The following is a 21,826-nucleotide window of genomic DNA, read 5'->3' on the forward strand; positions in this document are numbered from 1 at the left end:
TGCGGGCGGCAGCCTTGAGAATAAACACTTTGGTAACACTTTGCCGCATCGCCATGTGGACCAGGTGTGGCGGCGGAAGTTCGGGAAGCAGCCGCCGAAGCCTGACACCGTCCAAACCAAAGTCCGCGTCGTTCGCCAGCTGCTCAGCGAGGGCACAGAGGTCAAGGCTGCGGCGGAGGCTGTCGGCTGGTCGCGCGCCACCCTGTACCGCTACCTGAAGGAGTTCGGCCCGGAAAAGGTGCCCGAATCGGCGGTCGAAACGCGCAAGCCACGCAGCAAGTCCATCTACGCGCCCAGCCGCCACCGCACTCCGGGGTCCTGATTCTCCAAAGCCCCGGAAAAGCTGAGCCGCAGCGAACCGTTTACTGATGGAGACCTGGCTGGTCTCGCCTATGTATGGCCCACGGCGGAGGTAGGTGAGCGGATAAGATTGGGCTGGACGGCGTCCGTGTGTTCGCGGTCTACGCATGTTCCGTGGGGACCGGCGATATTGGGGGAGCAACTGATGGCTAAGCACGTCGATTACATCAACATGACCAAGAAGCAGTCCGAGTCGGCCTTCCGGGAGTACCTGGATGAGCGCGGGCCGGCGCTGGAGCGGCTGCGGGAGGCGCTGGTGGCGGACGGCCAGGACCCGGACGCCATCCTGGACGGGTCCATTGAGAGCCTGGTTCCCCTGTGGCGGTGGATCCTGGCCCACCTCACGGTGTTCGACGCACCCGGCGGCGCCACTGATCCGAACAGCGTGCCGCGGGAACAATGGCCCTCCTGGGCGCGGCATGAGTATGAGGTAATGCACTCCCTGTCCTTGGAGTCACTGTTCCTGCTGGACGGACTGGTGTCCTACTTGGGCGACGTCGTGCAGCAGCACGCACCGGAGGCGCGGTGGGAAATCGCCCGCCACCGCATCAAGCGATACCACCTCAACAAGCACCCTGTCCTGGTCAGCGGCACAGGGGAGGACCATCACTACCTCCCCGGACTGCCGAGGGTCCACGCCTACAGCAGTCTCACCGGCTTTCGTGAGTCTCCGGATGACACGATGGCCGAGTACGCACGCCGCCTCATCGAGCAGCTGAACCGCGGCGACATCGAGGACGAGGAGATGGCCGAAGAGGAGCCGCTCGTGGAGGTGGAAGACCTGGGCGATGACGAAATCCGCGGCCGCGAGCTTGAGGTGTCGCTGCGGGAGGACATCGGCCACGAACATAGCCGGGTGGTAGACCGCATGGTCAAAGCCCTCAAACAGGAAGACGGCATCACCCGCGCCCATCGGGAGGACCGCGAAGTTCTCCTGGTCGCCACCCCGAGCTGGAGCACAGACCGGCTCCACCAGTGGGTCAGCAACTATCTTGAGAACAAGATCTCCGACTGACCCCGGGCCGCCCATGGGAAGATACCCGCAACGACAAGCAAAGGGGCGGCATGGAATTTGACGAGAAGCTGCGCAGCTGGGCCGAGGGGCTCCACCATCTGGAGGCAGCCACCGAGCTTTTGATCCGGGCGTTCAGCGGCAGGTTCGCCTCCCCGGCTAATCCCTGGGTTGTTATGGAGGACGGCGAACTGTGGATCGATTTCCCGGCCATCCCGGATTATATTGGCGGGCTCTCAGACGCGGAACGGCGATTGCTGTTGCTGACCGCGTCCCTGGGCGGGGGCGCACCGGTGGATCTGTCAGAAGTCCTGCCAGGCATGGACCGCCACAACCTTGAGCTGGTCCTGGCCGCCGTATCCCATGCCGGCGGCACCCACGAACACTCCACACTGGAGTACAACCCGGACGGCACCCATTCGATCAGCCGCCAGACAAGTCTCTACCCATGGCCCGCCCGCCGGGAGCAGGTCAGTCACGGGAGGGACTGACCTGGCTCTCTTTTCCGCAGGGGCGGGGAGAGGGTTTCTGGACTCCGCACACATGAGAGGTAGCAAGAGGGCAACCGCCCACCTACTTCTTTGAGGAGATCATCATGGCCACGATCAACACTTTCCCCGGCTCCCCGTTCCGGCGCGCACTTGCCGCCAGAGTCCAGGCCAACGTCCCCGTCGGCGTTAGCGGTGAACCCGGGCAGGGCAAGACCGCCAGCATGGAATCAGCTACTTCCGGCTGGGGCCGCGTCGTGGAAACCGTCATCGGTTCCAACCGCGAAGCCACCAACTTCCTGGGCGTCATGATCGAGGATGAGGGCGAGATCAAGTACTCGTCCTTCCAGTGGGTTCAGAACCTGAACCGCGCCGAAAAGGGCCTGCTCCTGCTCGACGAGTTCAACTCGTCCGCACCCTCCACCACGAAGGGCATGCTCCGCGTCGTGCAGGAACGCTACGTCGGCGACACGAAGCTGAACGACTCCGTCTCCATCGTGGCCCTGATGAACCCGGTCGAAACCGCTGTGGACGCCTACGACCTCCCGGCCCCGATGGCCAACCGCATGATGCACCTGAAATGGGTTTTCGACACCACCAACTGGCTCGAAAACGTTCTCCTGGCTCGCCGCCGCTGACCTGCACGACCCGGCCGAAGTCATCGACGGTACCGTCCTGGTGAACTGGAAGAACGAACGCGCCGACCGCCTGTTCGCCCTCGTCCAGGGTGTGACCGCGCTGGGCCTGTCCGGTGACGCCGACCTGTGGCGCAAGGCAGCCTTGGTCCTCGCCAAGTGCGCCGAAGGCGGCAAGCCGGACGTGGCTTTCCCATCCGCTCAGAAGCTCGCCGACAACATGCCCAAGGGTATCCGGCGCCTGCCCCAGCAGTTCGCTGGCGCTTTCATGGATCTGTTCGGCAACACGAAGTACAAGGTGGCCGTCGCCAGGTAGAACGGACAGCAACAGCCCCCGGCATCACGCCGGGGGCTGCTGTCCGTCCCAGCCGCTACTTACCTGAACCACCGCAAGACCGGCCAGTCTGGCGGAGATTCACTGGAACCCAGTTGGCCAGGGTCCCGGGAGAGCGGCGCAAATATGCCGCCGATTCTTCTCGTGTCATCAATTCCGACGGCATCCATGAGGGGGCGTTTGCTACTACGTCTGCTGTGTTCACAGAGAGTCCTATGCGCCTCGAACGCCGAGAGCGGTCACTTTGCGCGGCACCCGGGGAATAACACTTTGAGCGTGAACGAGCGTGAATCGGATGTGACCGTACGTGAGGCTCCGTGAGCTTGAATCCGCGAAACAGCGCGCTAGAGCGCGCTTTCGTGAGCACGCGTGAACTCACGTTATCCACAGTTCGCATCGAAGAGGTCAGGGGTTCGGATCCCCTTAGCTCCACAGATTTCCCGGGCTCTACAGCTTTCCCGGGCTCTACAGCTTTCCCGGATCCCGCCCTCCTGGTTGCCAAAGACACTTTGAGGACCGATGCCTGCCAGGGATGTTTAGGGCAGACTGATGGTGTGAGCGGAATCCGGTGGGTGCTGCACGTCGATCTTGACCAGTTCATCGCGGCGGTCGAAGTGCTCCGGCGGCCCGAGCTTGCCGGCAAGCCGATCATCGTCGGCGGCCGGGGCGACCCGACGGAACGTGCTGTGGTATCGACCGCCTCCTACGAAGCCAGGGCCTTTGGCGTCGGGTCCGGAATGCCTTTACGCGTTGCCGCCCGGAAAGTGCCCGGCGCCGTGATCCTGCCCGTTGATCAGGAGGCCTACCTTGCGGCGTCTGAAACGGTGATGGCCACGCTGCGCGAGCAGCCCGGCGCCACAGTGCAGGTGCTGGGCTGGGACGAAGCTTTTGTAGGCACTGAGACAGACAACCCGGAAGCCTACGCCCGGCAGGTGCAGGCCGCTGTTCTGGAGCGGACGCAGCTGCATTGCAGCGTGGGCATCGGCGACACCTTGGTCCGGGCCAAGGTCGCCACCGGTTTCGGCAAGCCGGCCGGCGTCTTCCGTCTAACGTCCGGGAACTGGTTCGAGGTCATGGGCAATCGGCCCACCAAGGACCTGTGGGGCGTGGGAACCAGAGTATCCGCCCGGCTGGCCAAATTGGGCATCAACACTGTCGCCGAACTCGCCGCGTCCGACCCCCAAGACCTGGTACCCGAGTTCGGCCCCAGGATGGGTCCCTGGTACGCGGAGCTCGGACGCGGGGACGGTGCCACCGTTGTGGACGACACCCCGTGGGTTGCCCGCGGTCACAGCCGGGAAACCACCTTCCAGCGGGACCTGACCGAGCCTGCCCAGGTGGACGGCGCCGTGAGGGAGCTGACAGCGCGTGTTCTTGAGGATGTTGTGGCCGAAGGCCGGCCCGTGATCGGGCTGACCCTCAAGGTCCGGTACGCGCCGTTCCTCACCAAAACCCACGCGAAGAAAATCCCCGAGACATTCGACCGGAACGAAATCCTTGCGCGGGCCCTTGACCTTACAGCCGGAGTCGAAGCGGGCCGTCCGATCCGGCTCCTGGGTCTGCGCGCCGAAATGGCAATGCCCGGCGATGCCCGCAAGGGACATACGCCGACGCGCGGCGGTTGGTGAGGGCTGCACCCCTTTGCTTCGGAGTACTGCTTAACAGCCGCCGGTTTGTTCGTCCTCGAGCCGTTCGTCGGATTCGATCCGGCGAAGCACGGCGAGCCTGTCCGCGATTTTGGCAAACGTTGGGGCAGCCTGCGGCTGTCCATCCGCCCGGCCCGGAAAGTCCCAGCCGAGGGGGCCACGGCCGATAAGGAAGAGAGTGGCGTCCTGCTCACGGAGCAGGTCCAGTACCTCAAGGAAGCGCTCCCAGACGCCGGCGGCGCCCGCGTTAGACCCGGCAGCGCCCGCGCGGGATCCTGCTTCGGACTCCACGAGGGGTGATGGAACGGCGTCGATGACCCAGACAGGGTATCTGCCGGCAAGCGCGCGGTAGTCGGCACTTTGCAGGTGCCCGGCACACAGTTCGGCAAAGCTTACCCAGAGCAGGTCCGGGGCTGCGCTCTTGGCGGTGAGCGTGTACGAGGGTAGATCCAGGGCCTGTTGCTGGGATGGTGCCGGCCGGAAGAGCCCGTAGGTGCCCAGCTGCCGGTCCGTTCCGGGGGTGAGGATGAGGCCCCGCTCAAAATCCGACACAGCGCTACAGCCAGCCCTTCCGCTTGAAGATCGCGTACATCAGCCCGGCCGTGCCGGCCATCAGCGCGATCGACAGCGGATAGCCGAACGTCCAGTGCAGCTCGGGCATGTAGTCGAAGTTCATTCCGTATACGCCTGCGACGAAGGACGGAGCGAAGAAGATCGCCGCCCAGGAGGAGATCTTCTTGACCTGCTCGTTCTGCTGGGCGCTCGCCTCGTTCTGCCGGTTGGCCGTCAGGGTACCGTCGAGCGTCAGCGCGTTCTGCAGCAGATCACGGAAGGAATTGGCACGGGATATCACGCGCTCCACGTGGTCCTCCACGTCTCGCAGGCTGTGCTGCAGGTCGGTGTCCACCACGTACTTTTCGAATCCCCGCCTCAGCTGCTGCATCATGCCCGGCAGGGGGTGGATGGCGCGCTGGAACTGAATCACCGCCCGGGCCAGTTCATAGATGCGCCGGGACACTGCCGTGTCGCCGGAGAACAGCTGGTCCTCGATCTCGTCGATGTCGTTTTCGAGCCCCGCCACCACGGGGGCGTAGTCGTCCACCACCTGGTCCAACAGGGCATAGAGCACGGCTTCGGGGCCGTGGCGCAGGAGGTCGGGCCGCGACTCCAGGCGGCGCCGGACCTTTCCCACGCCGGACATCTCGGCATGCCGGACAGTGACCACGAAGTTCTTGCCGGTGAAGATGTGCAGCTCACCGAACTCAACGGTCTCGGTGTCGTCAAGGTAGCGGGCAGGCCTCAGCACCGTAAACAGGTGGTCCCCGTAGCGTTCCAGCTTGGGCCGCTGGTGGGCCGAAATGGCATCCTCGACAGCAAGCTCGTGTAGGCCGAACTCTGCCGCTACGGCGGCCATTTCAGGCTCGGTCGGACGATAGAGCCCGATCCACGCCATGCCGCCTTGGGCGGACAGAGTCTCGAACGTCTGCTCCAGGCTTACCGGATCCGGGCTGCGGATGCCGTCAACATAGACGGCGTTGTCAATAATGGTCACGGTGGGCTCGTCTCTGCCGGGCGGTTCAGGACATTGCGCCGATAATGGCGCCGGCCACGGTCATGGCCAGCACGTCGTGACCGGAATCGATCAGGGTCACGGCTGCCCGCCGGCCCGCGAAACCGTTATGGATGACATGGCCGCCGGCCCGGAACACAACGGCCAGCACCAGGGCAAACAGGCCGCCCGCCAGAGCAGTGTCCAGCGCCAGCCCGGCGATCAGTACTGCGAGAAGGACCGCAGTCAGCGCCGCGGCAAGCATCATGGGCAGCCAGATCCCCGAGCCGCCCGCCGTGTTTTTCAGGTCCTCTTCCGTCTTGCCGATCGCCTCCATCCACCGGGTGCCCAGCACCGGGGGAAGGTACCAGACGAAGCCGATGGCCATGGTGGCGATGAAGGCCAGCAGCACGGCGAGCCAGTTGATCTGGGAAATGTACGAGAGCCAATCCATCCTTGAATCCTATTCCCGGACCCGGCTGTCGGTGGCAGCGGCTCCTTGGGCGAGGCGGCTGATCAGCGGTTCTGTTCGGTACGGGATGTGCGTATGCAGCGCCAAAACCGTTTCCGTGCGGATGACCCCCCGGATCCTCAGGATGGACCGAAGCGCGGCCTGCAGGTTGTGGGTGTCGGTGGCTACGACCCGGCACCAGACATCGCCGCGGCCTGAAATCTCGTGCACCTCCAGGACCTGAGGCAGCAGGCGCAAGGAGCCCACCACACCGTCGAGTTCGCGGTGGGTCACCTCGATGGTCACGAAGGCAACGACGTCGTACCCCACGGACTCAAGGTCGATCTCCCGGCCGCCGTCTCGGAGGACCCCGGAACGCAGCATCCGGCGCAACCGTGACTGGGCGGTGTTCCGGGCAATGCCCAGCTTGTCGCTCAGGTCCCCGATCTGGATCCGCGGATCACGGATAAGTTCCAGCAGGATTTTGAGGTCAGTGGAGTCCAAGGCGTTCAAATCATCACTCCAGGTCACGTGCAGAAGCATAAATTGAGTATTTTGCTCAATTCTGCCATGGAAATTGTCCGTCTGAGGCTGCCACCGACCATTCTGGAGACATCGACCGTCATCGGCAGTGAAAGCCTCCACAAGGGCTGGGCTGCCGGAAACAGGCAAGGACACGGCATGACTGTCTTCAGCGAACTTCGCATGCTGCCCGCCGCCGCTAACCGCCGCGGCTGGGACGCCTCCAACACTGCACGCCTGGCGATGGCCGGCATCGTGATCTTTACGCTCCTCGTCGGCGCGAATCTTGCCACTCCGCTGTATCCCCTGCTTCAGCTTCGGTTTGGCCTGACCTCGCTGGACATTTCGGTGGCGTTCGCCGCCTATGTCCTTGCCCTGGCGTCCGCACTGATGCTGGCGGGGCACTGGTCGGACCACATCGGCCGGCGGGCGGCGCTGCTGCTGGCCGTGCTGACAGGCCTCGCGGGCGGTGTCGTCTTTGCCCAAGCCGAAAACCTGGCGGTGCTCTCTGCCGGGCGGGCGCTGCAGGGGATTGCCGTGGCCCTGGCCACCGGCGCCAGTTCCGCCGCGCTGCGGGAACTGCTTCCGCAGAGGCCCGAGTGGGCGTCACGCTTCACGCTGCTGGCCTCAGCCGGAGGAGTTGCGGCCGGCCCGGTCATCGGAGGCGTCCTCTCGATGCTGCCGGCATCCACGTCCACACCGTACCTCGTCCACTCGCTGGTCCTCGTGGCCCTCCTAGTTCCGCTCTACCTTCTCCGCGCGCGCCCGGCCATTAAACCGGCCGACGGTCCGAGGCCGCTGAAGGCCCTGGCACCGCGCCTGCCGTCGATATCGCACGAGGCGCGGGACGCGTTCTGGGTGGCGGCCGCCGTCGGGTTCCTGAGCTTCGCGGTCTTTGGCTTCTGCCTGTCCTTGGCCCCCGGTTACTTTGCCGGGATGCTGGGTGTGGACTCCCGGCCGGTCATCGGTATCCTGGCGGGCCTGACTCTTGGGGCCTCCGCCCTGAGCCAGCTGGTCACGGTCCGGAGCCGCTTCGCCGTTCCGGCGGGGCTGGCTGTGCTTGGCGTCTCCGTGATCCTGATCGCCGCTGCCGGTGCGTGGAGCAGCCCTTGGCTCCTTGTTGCTGCAAGCCTGGCCGCCGGTGCCGGCCAGGGTATTGCCTTCCGTACCGTCTTCAACGATGTGGCGCGCAAGGTTGAGGCCTCCCGCCACGCGCAGATCATCAGCACCGTCTACGTCATCACGTATATGGGCAGCGCATTGCCGGTGGTTGGGCTGGGATTTGCGGCGGCGGCCTATGGCCTGGGGGAGGCCGTCACCGGATTCGTGATGCTCTGCGGCGCCGCCGCCACCGCTCTGGCTTTACTCACGCTTCGGCGGGCCCTCCGGACTGCCCGACTGTAGGCTGCCGGGCCCTGGTTTGTTAGCACTGCAGGCTGTCAGTCCTGTTCGGGCAGGGGCCCGTGGTTGCCGGGCATGTGCTCAAACACGAGGGTGGTCTCGGTGTGGCCCACGACGGGATCTGTGGCCAGGTTGTCCAGTACCCAGTCGCGAAGGTCCTCTGTGGTGGCCACCGCGATGTGCAGCAGGTAGTCAACGGAACCGGATGTGTGGAACGTGGACAGCACAGCCGGAAGCTTGGGAACCCGCGACGTGAACCGGTCAATCTGCTCACGGTCATGCGCGCGGAGCCGGACGGCGATCAGGGCCTGGACCGAGCGGCCGATGGCCGAGAGGCTGAGCTTTGCTTCGAACCCCTCGATGATCCCCCGCTCCGACAAGGCCCGGGTCCGCATGAGAGCCGTGGATGGGGCAATCCCCACCAGTTCTGCAAGCTGCTTGTTGGAGATCCGCGCGTCGTCCACCAGGGCAGCCAGCAGCCGCTCATCAATGGCGTCCAGCGGCTCGGCATGTCCCGACCCGGACCGGACGTTCTTCGCATTGGTGCTCACGGATCCTCCTCAGGGTGTGCTAGTTCATCTTAGCCGTGGCTTTCCGGCCGATCCATGCACCGCCGCCCTGCGTGCCCGAATTTTTGCCGGGCGCGCACTGCCTTCACTCGAGGATTATTCGCGCCTGCCTTCGTTCTTCGGGGGATGTACGACGGCGGTAATCACCGCCGTCGTACATCCCAGCGCGATCACGGCGACGGCGAGCGCTGTCCAGCCAAGCGACTGGAACACGATGCCGCCGGCCCAGCCAATCACGCTGGAGCCCAGGTAGTAGGCGAGGTTGTACAGCGACGCGGCCTGCGCCCTCCCGGAGGCGGCGATGGTACCGGTCCAGCCCGCGCCGATGCTGTGGGCGGCGAAAAACCCGCCGGTGAAAATAAGGAGGCCAACGAGGATCAGCACGAGCATCCCGGTGAGGGTAAGGGCAAGGCCAGCAGTCATCAGCGCAATGCCCGCCAGCAGGACAGCCCGCCGGCCAAAGCGCTCGGTCAGCCCGCTCGCCCAGCGGGAGGTCACCGTTCCGGCCAGATAGGCCAGGAAGATCAGGCTGATGACCGTTGCGGGAAGGCTGAACGGTTCCCCCGACAGCCGGAACCCCAGGTAGTTGTAAACCGCTACGAACCCGCCCATGAGAAGGAATGCCTGCACATAGAGTGCCAGGAGCCGGGCATTACGGAGATGGGTGCCCAGGGTCCGGGCCGCTCCCCGGAAGCCCCGGGCGGGGGTCGGCGTGAACCTCCTGGCCTTGGGGACCAGGACCAGAAACAGAATGGCGGCAACGGTTGCGAGTACGGAGACGGCGAGCGCTGCTGCGCGCCAGCCCCACAGCTCACCGGCAGGCCCGGCCACGAGCCGTCCGGCCAGGCCTCCCAGGGTTGTTCCGGCCACATAGCTGCCCGCGGCCATCGCAGTATGGGCCTTGTTGACTTCCTCGTTCAGGTAAGCGATGGCGATCGCCGGGATCCCGCCCAAAGCCATGCCTTCCAGCGTCCGGAGTGCCAGCAACAACGGGAAGGAGGTGGCGAGCGGTACCAGCAGCCCCAGAACCGTAGCCACGGAAATGCCCCAGGTCATCGCGCGTACGCGTCCGATTCTGTCGGCCAGGAACGACCACGGGATGACGGTGACTGCCAACCCCACCGTTGCCAGCGATATCGTCAGCGCGGCTTCTGCCGCCGTGACCCCGAGTTCCCTGGACATCAGGGGCAGCACGGCCTGGGTGGAATAGAGCTGGGCAAAGGTTGCCACGCCCGCGAAGGCAAGGCCCGCCAATATTCTGCCGTAGGCGGTGGACCCCTTCGGATGGCCGTCCCACCCGGTCTCGAGCCGTGGCCTGGCTCCGCCGGCTCCCGGGTCGGGCGGATTGCTGGGGACGGAGACACCGGGCGTTGGCATACTTCGAGGGTAGGTCTACCCTGATCCAGTATCCAATGCATGATTTAGCAGCAAATGATGCAGCAGCGGATGGGTTGAAGGTGACGGAGGACCATGGATATCGAGCACAGGCAACTGGTCCAGCTGCTGCCCGTCCTGCCGGTCCTGGCGGAACTGGGCCGCACGCAGCACATCACGGAAACGGCCGAACTTCTGGGCGTTCCGCAGTCCACGGTGAGCCGGGCCCTCGCCCGGGCGAGTGCTGTGGTGGGCACTGAGCTGCTCATCCGTGAGGGCAGGGGTGTCCGCCTGACTCCGGCGGCAAAGGCTCTGCTGCCCTATATCGAGTCCGCGCTCGCGGAATTCCGGGCCGGACTCAACCTGGTTCGCCATGAGTCCGAAGTAGTGCGGGGAAGGATCTCAGTGGCGTTCCAGCACACCTTCGGTGAAGCGACGCTGCCGCTCCTGATCAGCGAGTTCCGGAGCCGGCACCCCCAGACGGAGTTCGACCTCAACCAGGGAGCCAGGGACACCTGCCTCAGCGAACTGGCTTCCGGCGCAGCGGACCTCGCGCTGACAGCGCCGGTGGCAGTTGCCAGCCGGACAATCTGTTCGGCAGCCCTCTACCGGGAACCCCTGCGCCTGGTGGTGCACCATGAGCACCGGATCGCCGTGCTACGGTCCGCCGCGCTGGCTGACATCAAAGGCGAGCCGTTTGTGGCGCTGGGCCCCGGGTACGGACTGCGCTCCCTCACCGACGCCCTGTTCCGTGACGCGGGGTTCCGGCCCCGGATCGCCTTTGAGAGCCAGGATGCCCACACGGTCCGCGGCCTGGTCTCGGCGGGGCTGGGCGTAAGCATCCTCCCGCCCGGAGGCGGTCCAGGTCCGGTGCCAGCGGGCGGGGAGGCCCGCGAAGCCGGGGCCGGAAACCTGGGCTGGGTGGAGGTTCCTTTGGAGTCGGACCGGGCCTACCGGGAAATCGGCGTGGCCTGGCGGGAGCGCCGGGACACCGCGGAACCGGACCAGGTGCGGCTCTTCCGGGAACTCGTGCTGGGGGAGGGGCCCGCGCTGCTGGCCGGGCTGATCGGTTCCCGTTCCGGTGCCTAAGGGCTTACGCCCCGCAGAGGAGGGTCTCCATCACCTCGGAGACGGAAGCCGGCTGGGCCTTCCGCCATCCGGTTCCTGCCCACAGGTTCAGCCGTTCCGCGTCCCCTGCGCCGGCTGCAGCAGCGCGGATGGGAGCCGTCAGGTGGTGGACCGCGGGATAGCCTTCCGGAGCGTCACCGTGGTCCCGCACGAACTCGTTGACCAGGGCCCGTGCGTAGCGGCCGGTGAAGGCGCGCGTCGGACGGGTTTCCGTGAACCGGTCCGAGGCAAGTGCGTCCTTGTGCAGCTGCCGCGCACCGCTTTCCTCCGTCCGCAGGAGTGCCGTGCCCACCTGCGCTGCCTCGGCTCCCGCCGCGAGCACTGACTGCACAGCGCCGGCGTCAGACAGCGCACCAGCCGCTACGAGCGGAAGCCCGACGGCGGCGCGCACCTCCCGGACCAGGTCCGCCGTCGTGGACGCGCCCCCTGGGCCAGCGCCACTCCGCGCTGCGTCCAGGAAGGCACCGCTGTGTCCGCCGGCGCTGCCGTGCTGGACGACCAGGGCGTCAACGCCCCGATCCCTGGCGAACCCGGCTTCAGCCCTGCTCGTGACGGTGGCAAGAACCATGGAGCCCGCTCGGCGGAACCTGGCCACGGTGTCCGAGTCGGGCAGTCCGAACATGAAACTGACCAGCTCCACAGGATCCAGCAGTAGCTGGTCAACCTTGGCCTGCCAGGCATCATCGTCGTCCAGCCTCAGGGGCGGGACGTCGAGGCCGTAGCGGGCGGCCTCTCCCCGCAGGCTCTCCCGGTACCGTTCCAGCCTTTCCCGCGCGTGCGCGGAAGGCTGCAGCTGCCGCATGTCCGGCATAAACACGTTCATGCCAAAGCGGATGCCGGCCGACCTGGCAGCCCTGACCTCGTCTCTCATGGAGTCAACGCTCTTGTAGCCGGCGGCGAGGAAGCCGAGGCCGCCGGAGCGGTCTACCGCTTCAACGAAACGGACGGTTGAGGTTCCTCCGGCCATAGGGGCGGCAATAACCCTCGTGCCAAAAAAGCCAGTGGACATCACTCTCTCCTCCTCGGGGACGCTTCAGTAGGCTGTTCCAGTGACTGACTCTGACAACGTAGCCGATGCCCCCTCTGCTCCGGCAAGCGACGCCCGCCCAACACCTAAAGCCCCGCCGTCGCCGGAGGCTCTTCCTGCCGGGGAGGGTTTTCCCTCCGGGGGAGCCGGCTATGGTGGCGGCGCTGTGATCGGCCTGGACATCGGAGGCACGAAGACGAGGGGAATCCGTTTCGAGAACGGGCAGCCTGTGGCCGACGAGATCGTCGGCAGCTCCAATGTCCAAAACGTCAGCCGTGACGAAGCGGCAGCGCACCTGGCAGAGCTGTTCGGCAGAATCGGCGGGGGCGCCGTTGCCCACGTCTATGCGGGTGCCGGCGGTATTGACACGGACGAGGACGCCGCGGCGCTGGCTGCCCTGATCGAGCCCCATGTTCCGGGAGCCACGATCACCGTGGTCCACGATTCACGGCTGCTGCTGGCCGCAGGCGGGGCAAGCAGCGGTGTGGCCGTCATCGCTGGTACGGGGTCGGCAGCGTGGGGAAGGAACCGGCAGGGCGAGGAAGCCCGGGCCGGCGGCTGGGGCTATCTGCTGGGCGACGAAGGCAGCGGCTACTGGCTCGGCCGTGAAGCCGTCCGGCACAGCCTGCGCCGGATGAACCAGGGACTGGAAACCGACGAACTGACGCGGGCCTTGCTCGAGGCGTGCGGGATAGACCACCCCAACAAGCTCATCGCCCTCTTTCATTCGCCCGACACGGGACGCCGTTACTGGGCGCAGCAGGCACGGCTGGTGGTGGAAGCCGCCGACGCCGGCCACCGCGCCAGCCAGGAACTCATTAACCAGGCCGGCAAGGACCTCGCGGACATGGCCGCCCAGGTGCTAAGGCAACTCCGGCTGGACGGCCCGGTCATCCTGGGAAGCGGCCTCGGAATGAATGTTGTCCGGCTGCAGGAATCATTCCGGCACCACCTTGCGTCAGCCGGCGTCACCGACGTACGGGTGCTGGAACAGGAGCCGGTTTTTGGAGTCCTGCAGCTCGTCGAAGAGCAACGCTGAGACCCGGCTAGGCTTGGTTCATGAGCGTTCTTTTCGACACCCGTCCGGCCGCGTACGCGGTGATCATCCAAGACGGGGCCATCCTGCTGGCCTACTGGAAACAGGACGGCAAAGAGGGCTGGACGCTTCCCGGGGGAGGCCTAGACCTGGCGGAGCACCCGGTGGACGGCTGCATCCGCGAGATCTTCGAGGAGACGGGCTACCACGCCGAAATCGGCAGCATGCTCGGCATCGATGTGGGCCATTGGCCTGCAGGAACGCGGCTGGACGGCATGGACCGCGAGTTCCAGGCCCTTCGGCTTGTGTACGAGGCACGCGTGACCGGCGGCGAACTCACCCATGAGGTTAACGGCACCACCACTCACGCTGCATGGGTTCCTCTGGAAGAGGTCAACTCATTGAACAGGGTCTCACTGGTGGATGCGGCACTGCGGCTGTTCAAGGAACGCCCGGCCAACGGCAAGTTGGAGTGAGCCCTTTCCGGCTCCCATGATCCCGGCCCGCAAAGTACTCCTGGCCAAGATTTGGCCTGCTGGCTATCCTGTTGGGAGCGTCCGGATACCGCCCGGACAGGGCAGACAGCGGGGAGGTGGACTTGATGACTGCAGAACTCCTGCGCGCGGCGCGCAACGGCAAAAAGTCCTCCAATAATCCAGCCCCGTTCAAAGGCACCGCCTAACAGCATGATTCGCCTGCCGCCGGCCGCGGCAGGACGGCGCAGTGCCCGGGGCCAGTCCAAAGGTCCACAGTGAACAATTCTTCTGACCGATTCTCGGCCGGTATCCATCATCAAAGCCGGGAGCTTTCCGGCAACCACACCCGGGAATTGCGGGGCCCGGCAGAATACGGCTTCACCGAACGCACGGCGGCGTACTTTACCGATTTCCCGGTTGACGGCGGGCAGGTGCCTGCCCGCGTGGTCCGGGTAGACCGCAACCGTATCCGTGTCGCAACGGCGGACGGCCTGGTGGAAGTGCCCTACCCGCCGGGCCCACCGCTGCCCGCGAGCGGTGACTGGGTCTGGCTAGGGCCAGTCCAGGCCCATGAACCCGGCATCGTTGCGGTGCTTCCACGCACGACCGAACTGAGCCGCAAGCGGGCGTTTGAGGGCTCCTCGGAGGCTCAGGTCCTGGCCGCCAACATCGAGGTGGTTGGCGTTGTTGTCCCGGTGGACCGGCCGCTGACCCACAACAGGCTGGAACGCACCCTCGTCGCCGCCTGGGAGTCCGGCGTCGTGCCGCTGGTGATCATCACAAAAGCCGACCTTGTCAACATCGCTGATGACGTCGTCGGGAAGGTGGTGCTGCAGGCGGCCGGAGCGGGTGTGGTGACGACGTATGCTGAGCACGGGGATGGCTTGGACGAACTCCTCGCACGGATACCGGCAGGAGGGACGCTCGTCCTGCTCGGTCCTTCCGGCGCGGGCAAATCCACGCTCATCAACGCACTAGCGGGGCGGAAGGTGCAGCCTGCCGGGCCAGTGCGGGCGGTTGACGGCAGGGGACGGCACACCACCACGTCACGGGAGCTGGTGCCGCTGCCCGGCGGTGCGGTGCTCATGGACACGCCGGGGGTGCGTGGCTTTGGGCTTTTCGACGCCGACGAAGGCATGGAGGAGATGTTCGGTGATCTTGAGGAGCTGTTCGGGCAGTGCCGCTTCTCGGACTGCGCCCATGACACCGAGCCAGGGTGTGCCGTGCAGGCTGCGCTCGCCGGCGGCTCCCTCGACGCCAGGCGGTGGGGCAGCTACCTGAAGCTGCAGCGCGAACTTGCGGCCCTGAACCGGCGCTCCGATGCCGCGGCCCGGCGCGCCTACCAAAGGGAATGGCACCAGAAGGTGGTGGCTGCCGGCAGGAGCCAACGCGCGGCGGAGCGCTACCGCAACGCCTGAGCTCCTGGCCCATCCGCTGCGGACGCGCTACGCCACCGCGCAACCACCCATCCGCGCGGCGGCTGTCTCCGAAGGGCAGGGCTGTTTATGGAATGGCAGGGTTGTTTCCGAATGGTTACGGTATCCGCGCCCGCAGTTACAATCCCGCAGGCACTGGTTACGCTTTGTCAGGATGAGCTTTACACCCAAAAATCAGCGGGCTTATGATCGGCTCGCTCCACCGTCCGATGGTGCCAACAGTTAGGTAAGCCCGGGGAATGGCCGAAGCCATGATTGAGTTCCAGAGCGTCACCAAGCAGTACCAGGGTGGACAGCCGGCGGTGGACAACCTGAGCATGTCCATCGACAAGGGCCGCATCACAGTGTTCGTCGGACCATCGGGCTGCGGCAAAACCACGTCACTGCGAATGATCAACAGGATGGTGGAGCCGACATCCGGAACCATCACCGTGGCCGGCAAGGACGTCACCTCGGTGCCGGCCGCGGAGCTCCGCCGCTCCATGGGCTACGTCATGCAGTCCTCCGGCCTCATGCCCCACCGTTCGGTGCTGGACAACATCGCCACAGTGCCGCGCCTGAACGGCGTTCCCAAACGGCGGGCACGGGACCGCGCCGCGGAACTGCTCGACGTCGTCGGGCTGGACCCGGCCCTGGGCAAGCGGTACCCGTCCCAGCTCTCCGGAGGCCAGCAGCAGCGCGTGGGTGTGGCGCGGGCACTGGCCGCGGATCCTCCGGTGCTGCTTATGGACGAGCCCTTCAGCGCAGTTGACCCGGTGGTGCGCGAGGAGCTGCAGCAGGAGCTCCTCCGGCTGCAGCGGGACCTGGCCAAGACAATCGTTTTCGTTACCCATGACATTGACGAGGCCACCGTGCTGGGGGACAAGGTGGCGGTGTTCGCCATCGGAGGCAAGCTGGCTCAGTACGCCACCCCCGAGGAGATCCTGCGGGCTCCGGCGAACGAGTTCGTCGCCTCCTTCGTGGGCCGTGACCGCGGGTTCCGGCACCTTGGGTTCACCGCGGCCGACGGCGTGACCGTCCATCCCGTCCAGACCGTAACGAGGGCCGGCTCCGCCGACGCCGCTATGCCCGATGACGGCACCTCAGATCAGGGCTGGCGCCTCGTCGTGGACGAGGAGTCACGGCCGCTGGGGTGGGAGGCCCCCGGCCCTGACTCCGGACTTGTTCCCGGCGGCTCACTGTTCCGGCCCGGAGACACGTTGCGCCGCGCACTGGACTCGGCATTGTCCTCCCCGTCCGGACTGGGAGTCGCGGTGGACGGGGACGGCAGGGTGCTCGGCGTGGTGCAGGCAGCGGAAGTGCTTTCCGTCATCGAGTCGGCCCGCCGGGTGCGGCAGGGTGCCCTCTGATGGACTGGTTCCTGGCCAACATCGGCATGGTTGCCGGGCTCGCGGCGCAACACATGGTGCTCGCGCTGGTCCCGATGATCGTGGGACTGCTGATCTCCATCCCGCTGGCGCAGGCCTCCCGCCGCCACGCCGCGCTGAGGTCCCTTGTGAGCACCGTCAGCTCACTGCTCTACACCATCCCGTCGCTGGCGCTCTTCATTATCCTGCCTCCTTTGCTGGGAACCCGGATCCTGGACCCCCTCAACGTCATCGTCGCCCTGACCATTTACGCCGTGGCCCTCCTGGTGCGGGCGGCCATGGATGCCTTCGACTCGGTGGACGATGACCTCAGGCAGGCCGCGGTGGCAATGGGCTACAAACCTGCGGCGCGATTCTTGCACATCGACCTGCCCCTCTCCCTGCCGGTCCTGTTCGCCGGGCTGCGCGTGGTGTCCGTCAGCAACATCTCGTTGGTGAGCGTCGCCGCGCTCCTCGGCGTGGGCAACCTGGGGATCCTCTTCACGGACGGGCTGCAGCGGACGTTCGTCACCGAGGTGGTGGTGGGAATCCTCGCGATCCTGCTGCTGGCGCTGCTGATGGATGGCGTGCTCGTCCTCCTGGAAAGGCTGCTCACGCCCTGGACACGGGCGACCACCGCATCAACGCGCGCCGAAACGGTGACAGGCGCTGGATACATCGCCGACACCCACGTCCACCCGGGAGCGCGGCCATGAATCTGTTCACGGAAACCTTCGTCTGGCTCGCCGACCCGGCCCACTGGCAGGGGAGTTCCGGCATAGCGGCCCGGCTGCTCGAGCACCTGCAGTACAGCGGCCTGGTCCTGCTCATTGCCGCCGCCCTCGCCGTGCCCGTGGGACTGTACATCGGCCACACCGGGCGGGGGAGGGTTGCGGCCGTGGCCGTCGCCGGTGCCCTGCGTGCGCTGCCGACGCTGGGCCTGTTGGTGCTCTTCGCGCTGATCGCCGGCAGTGGGCTCATGCCGCCTGTGTGGGCACTGGTGATCCTCACGGTCCCGCCGCTGCTGGCCGGCACGTATGCCGGCATCTCCAGCGTGAACGAAACGGTGGTTGATGCAGCCCGGGCCATGGGGATGAAGGAACTCCAGATCCTGTTCCGCGTCGAGCTGCCCAACGGATTCCAGGTGATGTTCGGCGGCCTGCGCACCGCCGTGCTGCAGGTGATCGCGACCGTGTCCGTGGTTGCCTACCTGCCGCTTGGCGGTCTCGGCCGCTATCTCTTCGACGGGCTGGTCCTGCAGGACTTCCCCCGTATGCTGGCCGGTTCGCTCCTCATCGCCGCCCTGGCCATCGCCGTCGACCTCGTCCTTGCCGCGGCGCAGCGGCTGCTGGTTTCTCCCGGGCTTACCACCGGTCCAAAGGGCGGCCGCAAGGCCGCCACCGATCTCTCGGCTGACGCACCTGCGCCTGCCGCTGTTCAAGGAGGCACCTCATGAAGCATCCCATCCACACGACTCTCACCCGCCGCAGCCTCGGCGGCCTCGCCGCAGGCGCAGGCATCGCCTTGGCGCTTTCCGCCTGCGGTGGCGGCGGCGACCCCCTGTCCGGCCCCACCACCAGCGCTGGAAGCGCGCCGGCCGGGGGCTCCCTGGTTGTCGGCTCTGCGGATTTCCCGGAAAGCCAGACCATTGCCGAAATCTACGCCGGTGCCCTCAACGCGGCGGGCATCACGACCACCACCAAGCCGAACATCGGCTCCCGCGAGATCTACTTCAAGGCCGTGCAGGACGGCTCCGTGGACGTTGTCCCGGACTACTCCGGCAACCTGCTCTCGCACGTGGACCCGGAGGCGCCCGAGGTCTCCGCCGAGGATGTCTACAAGGCACTGCCGGAGAAGCTCCCCGAGGGCCTCGGCGTGCTGGAGCCGGCAAAGGCGGAGAATAAGGACGCCATGGTGGTCACCAAGGCCACAGCCGAGAAACACCAGCTCAAGTCCATCGAGGACCTGGCCAAGGTGTGCAAGGACTTCACCATGGCGGCGCCGGCCACCTTCGAAACGCGTCCCTACGGTTTCCCCGGCCTCAAGAAGAACTACGGCTGCGAACTAAAGGCCCTGAAGCCCTTCAGCGACGGCGGCGGCAACCTGACCCTGCAGGCACTCCTGAAGGACGAGGTCCAGGTGGCCGACATCTACACCACCACGCCCTCCATTGCGGACAACGACCTGGTGGTGCTGGAAGACCCGAAGAGCAACTTCAAGGCACAGCAGGTGCTGCCCCTCTACAACAGCGCCAAGATGACCGACAAGGCCAAGGAAGCCCTGAACAACGTGTCCAGGATCCTGACCACCGGGGACCTCATCAACCTCAACCGGGCAGTCAGCGGCGACCAGAAGCAGAGCGCGAAGGATGCCGCTGCAGGGTGGCTCAAGGAAAAGGGCATCGTCAAGTAAGGGACGGTCCGCGGGTCCTCCCGCCCCCGTTACCGCGAGGACGACGGCGACTTCCGGCCTCCCATGTGAAGGCCGGAAGCCGCCGTCGGCCGTTGATCCGGCCGTCCCTCCGGGCGTTAACCCGGGCGTGCCGACAGCTGCCGGATCGCTGGTGGTGTGAGGCACGTCTCCCCGGAAGAACATCCCGCATATGGCATATTTGATGGATGGCAGATTTCAAGCAGTCCACCAAGCTTCGTGATGTCCTTTACGACATCCGTGGACCGATTCTTCAGGCCGCCCAGCAGATGGAGGCGGAGGGCCACCGAATCCTCAAACTGAACATCGGCAACCCGGCACCTTTCGGCTTTGAAGCGCCGGACGCGATCCTGGTGGACATGATCCGCCACCTGCCGCACGCCCAGGGCTACAGCGACTCCCAGGGTATTTTCTCCGCCCGCACTGCAGTCTCTCAGTACTACCAGACCCGCGGCATCCAGAACATCCACGTGGACGACATCTACCTCGGCAACGGGGTCAGCGAACTCATCACGATGTCGCTGATGGCGTTGCTGGAGGACGGGGACGAGATCCTGATCCCCACTCCCGACTACCCGCTGTGGACTGCTTCCGTCGCCTTGGCCGGCGGACGGCCAGTGCATTACCTCTGCGATGAAGAGTCGGGCTGGCAGCCGGACCTGGAAGACCTCGAGGCCAAGATTACGCCGCGCACCAAGGGCATTGTGGTCATCAACCCGAACAACCCCACCGGTGCGGTCTATCCGGAAAGTACGCTCCGCAAGATCGTGGCAATGGCAGAAAAGCACGGCCTGGTGCTGTTCGCCGATGAGATCTACGAAAAGATCCTGTACGAAGATGCTGTCCACGTGAACATGGCCGGCCTTACCGGTGACGATGTCTTGTGCCTGACCTTCAGCGGACTGTCCAAGGCCTACCGGGTCTGCGGCTACCGTGCCGGGTGGATGGCCATATCCGGACCGAAGAAGGATGCCTCGGACTACCTCGAGGGCATCAACCTGTTGGCAAACATGCGGCTGTGCGCGAATGTTCCCGCCCAGCATGCTATCCAGACCGCGCTCGGGGGCTACCAGAGCATCAACGACCTCATCCTGCCGGGTGGGCGTCTGCTGGAGCAGCGGAACAAGGCCTATGACATGCTCAACGCCATTCCCGGGGTGAGCACCCAGCAGGCCAGGGGAGCCCTGTATCTGTTCCCCAAGCTGGACCCCGAGGTCTTCCACATCCGCGACGACGAGAAGTTCGTCCTGGACCTGCTCAGGGAGCAGAAGATCCTCGTGTCGCACGGCAGGGCGTTCAACTGGGTGCGGCCCGATCATTTCCGGATGGTGACGCTGCCAAACGTGAAGGACATCGAAGAAGCGATTGGCCGCATGGGAGACTTCCTCACCAGGTATCAGGGGAACTAGCCTGTTCCCACAGACAACTGTGGGAAACTGCGGGAAAGAGGCAGCATGACCGATGTCATGGATTTCGTGGAGTCTCCGGCCATGGCCCTGCGGGTTACGGACGGATTTCAGCTTGCCTCCGTCGACCCCGACGCGACGCCCGGATACACAGGAAACAAAGCCGGTGGCGAGGCGCTCCTGACCCATCAGGACGGGAAGTTGGCCGAGCTGCAGGAGAAGCTGTTTGCGGAATCCAGGTTCGGCGGCACCAAACGTGTGCTGCTGGTCCTGCAGGCCATGGACACGGCCGGCAAAGGCGGCATCGTCCGCCACGTCATGGGCGCCATGGACCCGCAGGGTGTCCAGCTCAAGGCCTTCAAAGCGCCGACCGATGAGGAGAAGTCCTACGACTTTCTGTGGCGCATCGAAAAGGAAGTTCCTGCTGCCGGCATGATGGGCGTTTTCGACCGGTCGCAGTACGAGGACGTGCTGATACACCGCGTCCATGCCTGGGCGCCGCCCGAGGAGATCAGGCGCCGCTACGCCGCCATTAATGAGTTCGAACAACGCCTGGCGGACGCCGGAACAACAGTCGTCAAGGTGATGCTGCATATCAGCCGGGACGAGCAGAAGAAAAGGCTGCTGGCGCGCCTGGACAATCCGCAGAAGCACTGGAAGTACAGCAGCGGGGACCTGAAGCAGCGCGCGTTCTGGGAAGACTACATGGCGGCCTATCAGGCCGCCTTCGAAGCCACCAGCATGGAGCTGGCCCCTTGGTACGTGGTTCCGGCGAACAGGAAATGGTACGCACGAATCGCTGTGCAGGAACTGCTGCTCGCCGCCTTGGAAGGCCTCAGTCTCGAATGGCCCAAGGCCGAGTTCGACGTGGAAGCAGAACGGCGCCTGGTCGAAAGGTCCTGACTAGGGAGCAGGTTTCTGACCGGGCTTCTCAGCTGTCTTTGCGCGCGGCGGCGAGCCTCTTCCGGGCTCCCTCCAGCCATTCCTCACAGCGCCGGGCCAGAGCCTCGCCCCGCTCCCAGAGGGCGAGCGAATCCTCGAGGCTTGTCCCGCCAGCTTCGAGTTTGGAGACGACGCCTATCAGCTGCTCCCGCGCCTCCTCGTAACTCAGCGCCTCGATGTCCGCGGGTATGGCCGTTGCCGGTGACCCCGCGTGGGCCTCGGGGGAGTTGTCGGTCATGATTTTCACCTGTCGTGTCG

Annotated in this window: 25 protein-coding genes; 17 read left to right on the top strand and 8 right to left on the bottom strand. The window is 65.6% G+C overall.

The features are described 5' to 3' along the window. Nucleotides 1-40: 40 nt before the first annotated feature. The 6 genes from M1E01_RS06125 to M1E01_RS06150 all read left to right on the top strand — a co-directional run bounded on the left by M1E01_RS06125 (nucleotide 41) and on the right by M1E01_RS06150 (nucleotide 4,457). On the top strand, nucleotides 41-322 hold the full coding sequence (locus M1E01_RS06125; protein WP_457974186.1) for a helix-turn-helix domain-containing protein: 282 nt from the start codon (nucleotides 41-43) through the stop codon (nucleotides 320-322). A 183-nt stretch (nucleotides 323-505) separates the two neighbouring features. Continuing rightward, nucleotides 506-1,375 carry a hypothetical protein gene (locus M1E01_RS06130; RefSeq protein ID WP_457974187.1) on the top strand — a complete coding sequence of 290 codons (870 nt, stop codon included), beginning with the start codon at nucleotides 506-508 and terminating at the stop codon, nucleotides 1,373-1,375. Nucleotides 1,376-1,425: 50 nt separating this feature from the next. After that, entirely contained in the window at nucleotides 1,426-1,863 is a 438-nt protein-coding gene (locus tag M1E01_RS06135; RefSeq protein WP_457974188.1) for a hypothetical protein, read from the top strand. Between the two features lie 104 nt (nucleotides 1,864-1,967). After that, a complete protein-coding gene (locus M1E01_RS06140) occupies nucleotides 1,968-2,498 on the top strand; it encodes an ATP-binding protein (RefSeq protein WP_457974189.1) in 531 nt (176 codons plus the stop codon). Between the two features lie 40 nt (nucleotides 2,499-2,538). Continuing rightward, nucleotides 2,539-2,811, top strand: coding sequence for a hypothetical protein (locus tag M1E01_RS06145; RefSeq protein WP_457974190.1), 273 nt, complete (start codon nucleotides 2,539-2,541; stop codon nucleotides 2,809-2,811). Nucleotides 2,812-3,383: 572 nt separating this feature from the next. Then, entirely contained in the window at nucleotides 3,384-4,457 is a 1,074-nt protein-coding gene (locus tag M1E01_RS06150; protein ID WP_457974191.1) for a DNA polymerase IV, read from the top strand. 30 nt (nucleotides 4,458-4,487) lie between these two features. On the opposite strand, the gene M1E01_RS06155 is transcribed toward M1E01_RS06150, so the two are convergent. The 4 genes from M1E01_RS06155 to M1E01_RS06170 are packed head-to-tail and all read right to left on the bottom strand — an operon-like array spanning nucleotide 4,488 to nucleotide 7,018. After that, on the bottom strand, nucleotides 4,488-5,027 hold the full coding sequence (locus tag M1E01_RS06155; RefSeq protein WP_457974192.1) for a hypothetical protein: 540 nt from the start codon (nucleotides 5,025-5,027) through the stop codon (nucleotides 4,488-4,490). Nucleotides 5,028-5,031: 4 nt separating this feature from the next. Continuing rightward, entirely contained in the window at nucleotides 5,032-6,027 is a 996-nt protein-coding gene (corA, locus tag M1E01_RS06160; RefSeq protein WP_457974193.1) for a magnesium/cobalt transporter CorA, read from the bottom strand. A 25-nt stretch (nucleotides 6,028-6,052) separates the two neighbouring features. Next, complete coding sequence (locus M1E01_RS06165; RefSeq protein ID WP_457974194.1) at nucleotides 6,053-6,478, bottom strand: DUF1761 domain-containing protein; 426 nt, start codon at nucleotides 6,476-6,478, stop codon at nucleotides 6,053-6,055. Between the two features lie 9 nt (nucleotides 6,479-6,487). Continuing rightward, a complete protein-coding gene (locus M1E01_RS06170; protein ID WP_457974195.1) occupies nucleotides 6,488-7,018 on the bottom strand; it encodes an Lrp/AsnC family transcriptional regulator in 531 nt (176 codons plus the stop codon). A 138-nt stretch (nucleotides 7,019-7,156) separates the two neighbouring features. Here M1E01_RS06170 and M1E01_RS06175 point away from each other — a divergent pair, with 138 nt between their 5' ends. Further along, complete coding sequence (locus M1E01_RS06175) at nucleotides 7,157-8,401, top strand: MFS transporter (RefSeq protein ID WP_457974879.1); 1,245 nt, start codon at nucleotides 7,157-7,159, stop codon at nucleotides 8,399-8,401. Between the two features lie 35 nt (nucleotides 8,402-8,436). On the opposite strand, the gene M1E01_RS06180 is transcribed toward M1E01_RS06175, so the two are convergent. Then, nucleotides 8,437-8,949 (bottom strand): Lrp/AsnC family transcriptional regulator, encoded by a 513-nt coding sequence (locus tag M1E01_RS06180; protein ID WP_457974196.1) that lies wholly within the window; start codon nucleotides 8,947-8,949, stop codon nucleotides 8,437-8,439. Between the two features lie 114 nt (nucleotides 8,950-9,063). Continuing rightward, entirely contained in the window at nucleotides 9,064-10,344 is a 1,281-nt protein-coding gene (locus M1E01_RS06185; protein WP_457974197.1) for an MFS transporter, read from the bottom strand. A gap of 93 nt (nucleotides 10,345-10,437) precedes the next feature. Here M1E01_RS06185 and M1E01_RS06190 point away from each other — a divergent pair, with 93 nt between their 5' ends. Further along, complete coding sequence (locus M1E01_RS06190) at nucleotides 10,438-11,430, top strand: LysR substrate-binding domain-containing protein (protein WP_457974198.1); 993 nt, start codon at nucleotides 10,438-10,440, stop codon at nucleotides 11,428-11,430. 4 nt (nucleotides 11,431-11,434) lie between these two features. Here the strand turns inward: M1E01_RS06190 and M1E01_RS06195 are convergent, their stop codons facing one another. Continuing rightward, complete coding sequence (locus M1E01_RS06195; RefSeq protein ID WP_457974199.1) at nucleotides 11,435-12,478, bottom strand: nitronate monooxygenase; 1,044 nt, start codon at nucleotides 12,476-12,478, stop codon at nucleotides 11,435-11,437. A gap of 184 nt (nucleotides 12,479-12,662) precedes the next feature. Here M1E01_RS06195 and M1E01_RS06200 point away from each other — a divergent pair, with 184 nt between their 5' ends. The 9 genes from M1E01_RS06200 to M1E01_RS06240 all read left to right on the top strand — a co-directional run bounded on the left by M1E01_RS06200 (nucleotide 12,663) and on the right by M1E01_RS06240 (nucleotide 21,529). Beyond that, nucleotides 12,663-13,535 (top strand): N-acetylglucosamine kinase, encoded by an 873-nt coding sequence (locus M1E01_RS06200; protein ID WP_457974880.1) that lies wholly within the window; start codon nucleotides 12,663-12,665, stop codon nucleotides 13,533-13,535. Between the two features lie 20 nt (nucleotides 13,536-13,555). Further along, nucleotides 13,556-14,008 carry an NUDIX hydrolase gene (locus tag M1E01_RS06205; RefSeq protein WP_457974200.1) on the top strand — a complete coding sequence of 151 codons (453 nt, stop codon included), beginning with the start codon at nucleotides 13,556-13,558 and terminating at the stop codon, nucleotides 14,006-14,008. Between the two features lie 308 nt (nucleotides 14,009-14,316). After that, on the top strand, nucleotides 14,317-15,426 hold the full coding sequence (rsgA, locus tag M1E01_RS06210; RefSeq protein WP_457974881.1) for a ribosome small subunit-dependent GTPase A: 1,110 nt from the start codon (nucleotides 14,317-14,319) through the stop codon (nucleotides 15,424-15,426). A 257-nt stretch (nucleotides 15,427-15,683) separates the two neighbouring features. Beyond that, nucleotides 15,684-16,793: an ABC transporter ATP-binding protein gene (locus M1E01_RS06215; RefSeq protein WP_457974201.1), complete on the top strand. Its 1,110-nt coding sequence runs from the start codon at nucleotides 15,684-15,686 to the stop codon at nucleotides 16,791-16,793. Continuing rightward, a complete protein-coding gene (locus tag M1E01_RS06220) occupies nucleotides 16,793-17,506 on the top strand; it encodes an ABC transporter permease (RefSeq protein ID WP_457974202.1) in 714 nt (237 codons plus the stop codon). Before M1E01_RS06215 ends, M1E01_RS06220 begins: the two co-directional genes overlap by 1 nt. Continuing rightward, complete coding sequence (locus M1E01_RS06225; protein ID WP_457974203.1) at nucleotides 17,503-18,246, top strand: ABC transporter permease; 744 nt, start codon at nucleotides 17,503-17,505, stop codon at nucleotides 18,244-18,246. Before M1E01_RS06220 ends, M1E01_RS06225 begins: the two co-directional genes overlap by 4 nt. Beyond that, nucleotides 18,243-19,202 (top strand): ABC transporter substrate-binding protein, encoded by a 960-nt coding sequence (locus tag M1E01_RS06230; protein WP_457974204.1) that lies wholly within the window; start codon nucleotides 18,243-18,245, stop codon nucleotides 19,200-19,202. Before M1E01_RS06225 ends, M1E01_RS06230 begins: the two co-directional genes overlap by 4 nt. Nucleotides 19,203-19,408: 206 nt before the next feature. Then, the gene (locus M1E01_RS06235) at nucleotides 19,409-20,629 is read left to right on the top strand and encodes a pyridoxal phosphate-dependent aminotransferase (protein ID WP_457974205.1); all 1,221 of its coding nucleotides are present in this window, start codon (nucleotides 19,409-19,411) and stop codon (nucleotides 20,627-20,629) included. A gap of 45 nt (nucleotides 20,630-20,674) precedes the next feature. Beyond that, a complete protein-coding gene (locus M1E01_RS06240) occupies nucleotides 20,675-21,529 on the top strand; it encodes a PPK2 family polyphosphate kinase (protein ID WP_457974206.1) in 855 nt (284 codons plus the stop codon). 28 nt (nucleotides 21,530-21,557) lie between these two features. On the opposite strand, the gene M1E01_RS06245 is transcribed toward M1E01_RS06240, so the two are convergent. After that, complete coding sequence (locus M1E01_RS06245; RefSeq protein ID WP_457974882.1) at nucleotides 21,558-21,806, bottom strand: exodeoxyribonuclease VII small subunit; 249 nt, start codon at nucleotides 21,804-21,806, stop codon at nucleotides 21,558-21,560. Nucleotides 21,807-21,826 lie beyond the last annotated feature (20 nt).

Source organism: Arthrobacter sp. D1-17, from assembly GCF_054130535.1.

What these genes read in the sequence shown, in the direction of transcription:
- M1E01_RS06140 (WP_457974189.1), top strand. Translation starts at nt 1,968, where the DNA reads ATGGCCACGATCAACACTTTCCCCGGCTCCCCGTTCCGGCGCGCACTT.
- M1E01_RS06220 (WP_457974202.1), top strand. Translation starts at nt 16,793, where the DNA reads ATGGACTGGTTCCTGGCCAACATCGGCATGGTTGCCGGGCTCGCGGCG.
- M1E01_RS06175 (WP_457974879.1), top strand. Translation starts at nt 7,157, where the DNA reads ATGACTGTCTTCAGCGAACTTCGCATGCTGCCCGCCGCCGCTAACCGC.
- M1E01_RS06230 (WP_457974204.1), top strand. Translation starts at nt 18,243, where the DNA reads ATGAAGCATCCCATCCACACGACTCTCACCCGCCGCAGCCTCGGCGGC.
- M1E01_RS06245 (WP_457974882.1), bottom strand. Translation starts at nt 21,806, where the DNA reads ATGACCGACAACTCCCCCGAGGCCCACGCGGGGTCACCGGCAACGGCC.
- M1E01_RS06195 (WP_457974199.1), bottom strand. Translation starts at nt 12,478, where the DNA reads ATGTCCACTGGCTTTTTTGGCACGAGGGTTATTGCCGCCCCTATGGCC.
- M1E01_RS06225 (WP_457974203.1), top strand. Translation starts at nt 17,503, where the DNA reads ATGAATCTGTTCACGGAAACCTTCGTCTGGCTCGCCGACCCGGCCCAC.
- M1E01_RS06190 (WP_457974198.1), top strand. Translation starts at nt 10,438, where the DNA reads ATGGATATCGAGCACAGGCAACTGGTCCAGCTGCTGCCCGTCCTGCCG.
- M1E01_RS06135 (WP_457974188.1), top strand. Translation starts at nt 1,426, where the DNA reads ATGGAATTTGACGAGAAGCTGCGCAGCTGGGCCGAGGGGCTCCACCAT.
- M1E01_RS06215 (WP_457974201.1), top strand. Translation starts at nt 15,684, where the DNA reads ATGGCCGAAGCCATGATTGAGTTCCAGAGCGTCACCAAGCAGTACCAG.
- M1E01_RS06235 (WP_457974205.1), top strand. Translation starts at nt 19,409, where the DNA reads ATGGCAGATTTCAAGCAGTCCACCAAGCTTCGTGATGTCCTTTACGAC.
- M1E01_RS06205 (WP_457974200.1), top strand. Translation starts at nt 13,556, where the DNA reads ATGAGCGTTCTTTTCGACACCCGTCCGGCCGCGTACGCGGTGATCATC.
- M1E01_RS06170 (WP_457974195.1), bottom strand. Translation starts at nt 7,018, where the DNA reads ATGCTTCTGCACGTGACCTGGAGTGATGATTTGAACGCCTTGGACTCC.
- M1E01_RS06185 (WP_457974197.1), bottom strand. Translation starts at nt 10,344, where the DNA reads ATGCCAACGCCCGGTGTCTCCGTCCCCAGCAATCCGCCCGACCCGGGA.
- M1E01_RS06240 (WP_457974206.1), top strand. Translation starts at nt 20,675, where the DNA reads ATGACCGATGTCATGGATTTCGTGGAGTCTCCGGCCATGGCCCTGCGG.
- M1E01_RS06165 (WP_457974194.1), bottom strand. Translation starts at nt 6,478, where the DNA reads ATGGATTGGCTCTCGTACATTTCCCAGATCAACTGGCTCGCCGTGCTG.
- M1E01_RS06130 (WP_457974187.1), top strand. Translation starts at nt 506, where the DNA reads ATGGCTAAGCACGTCGATTACATCAACATGACCAAGAAGCAGTCCGAG.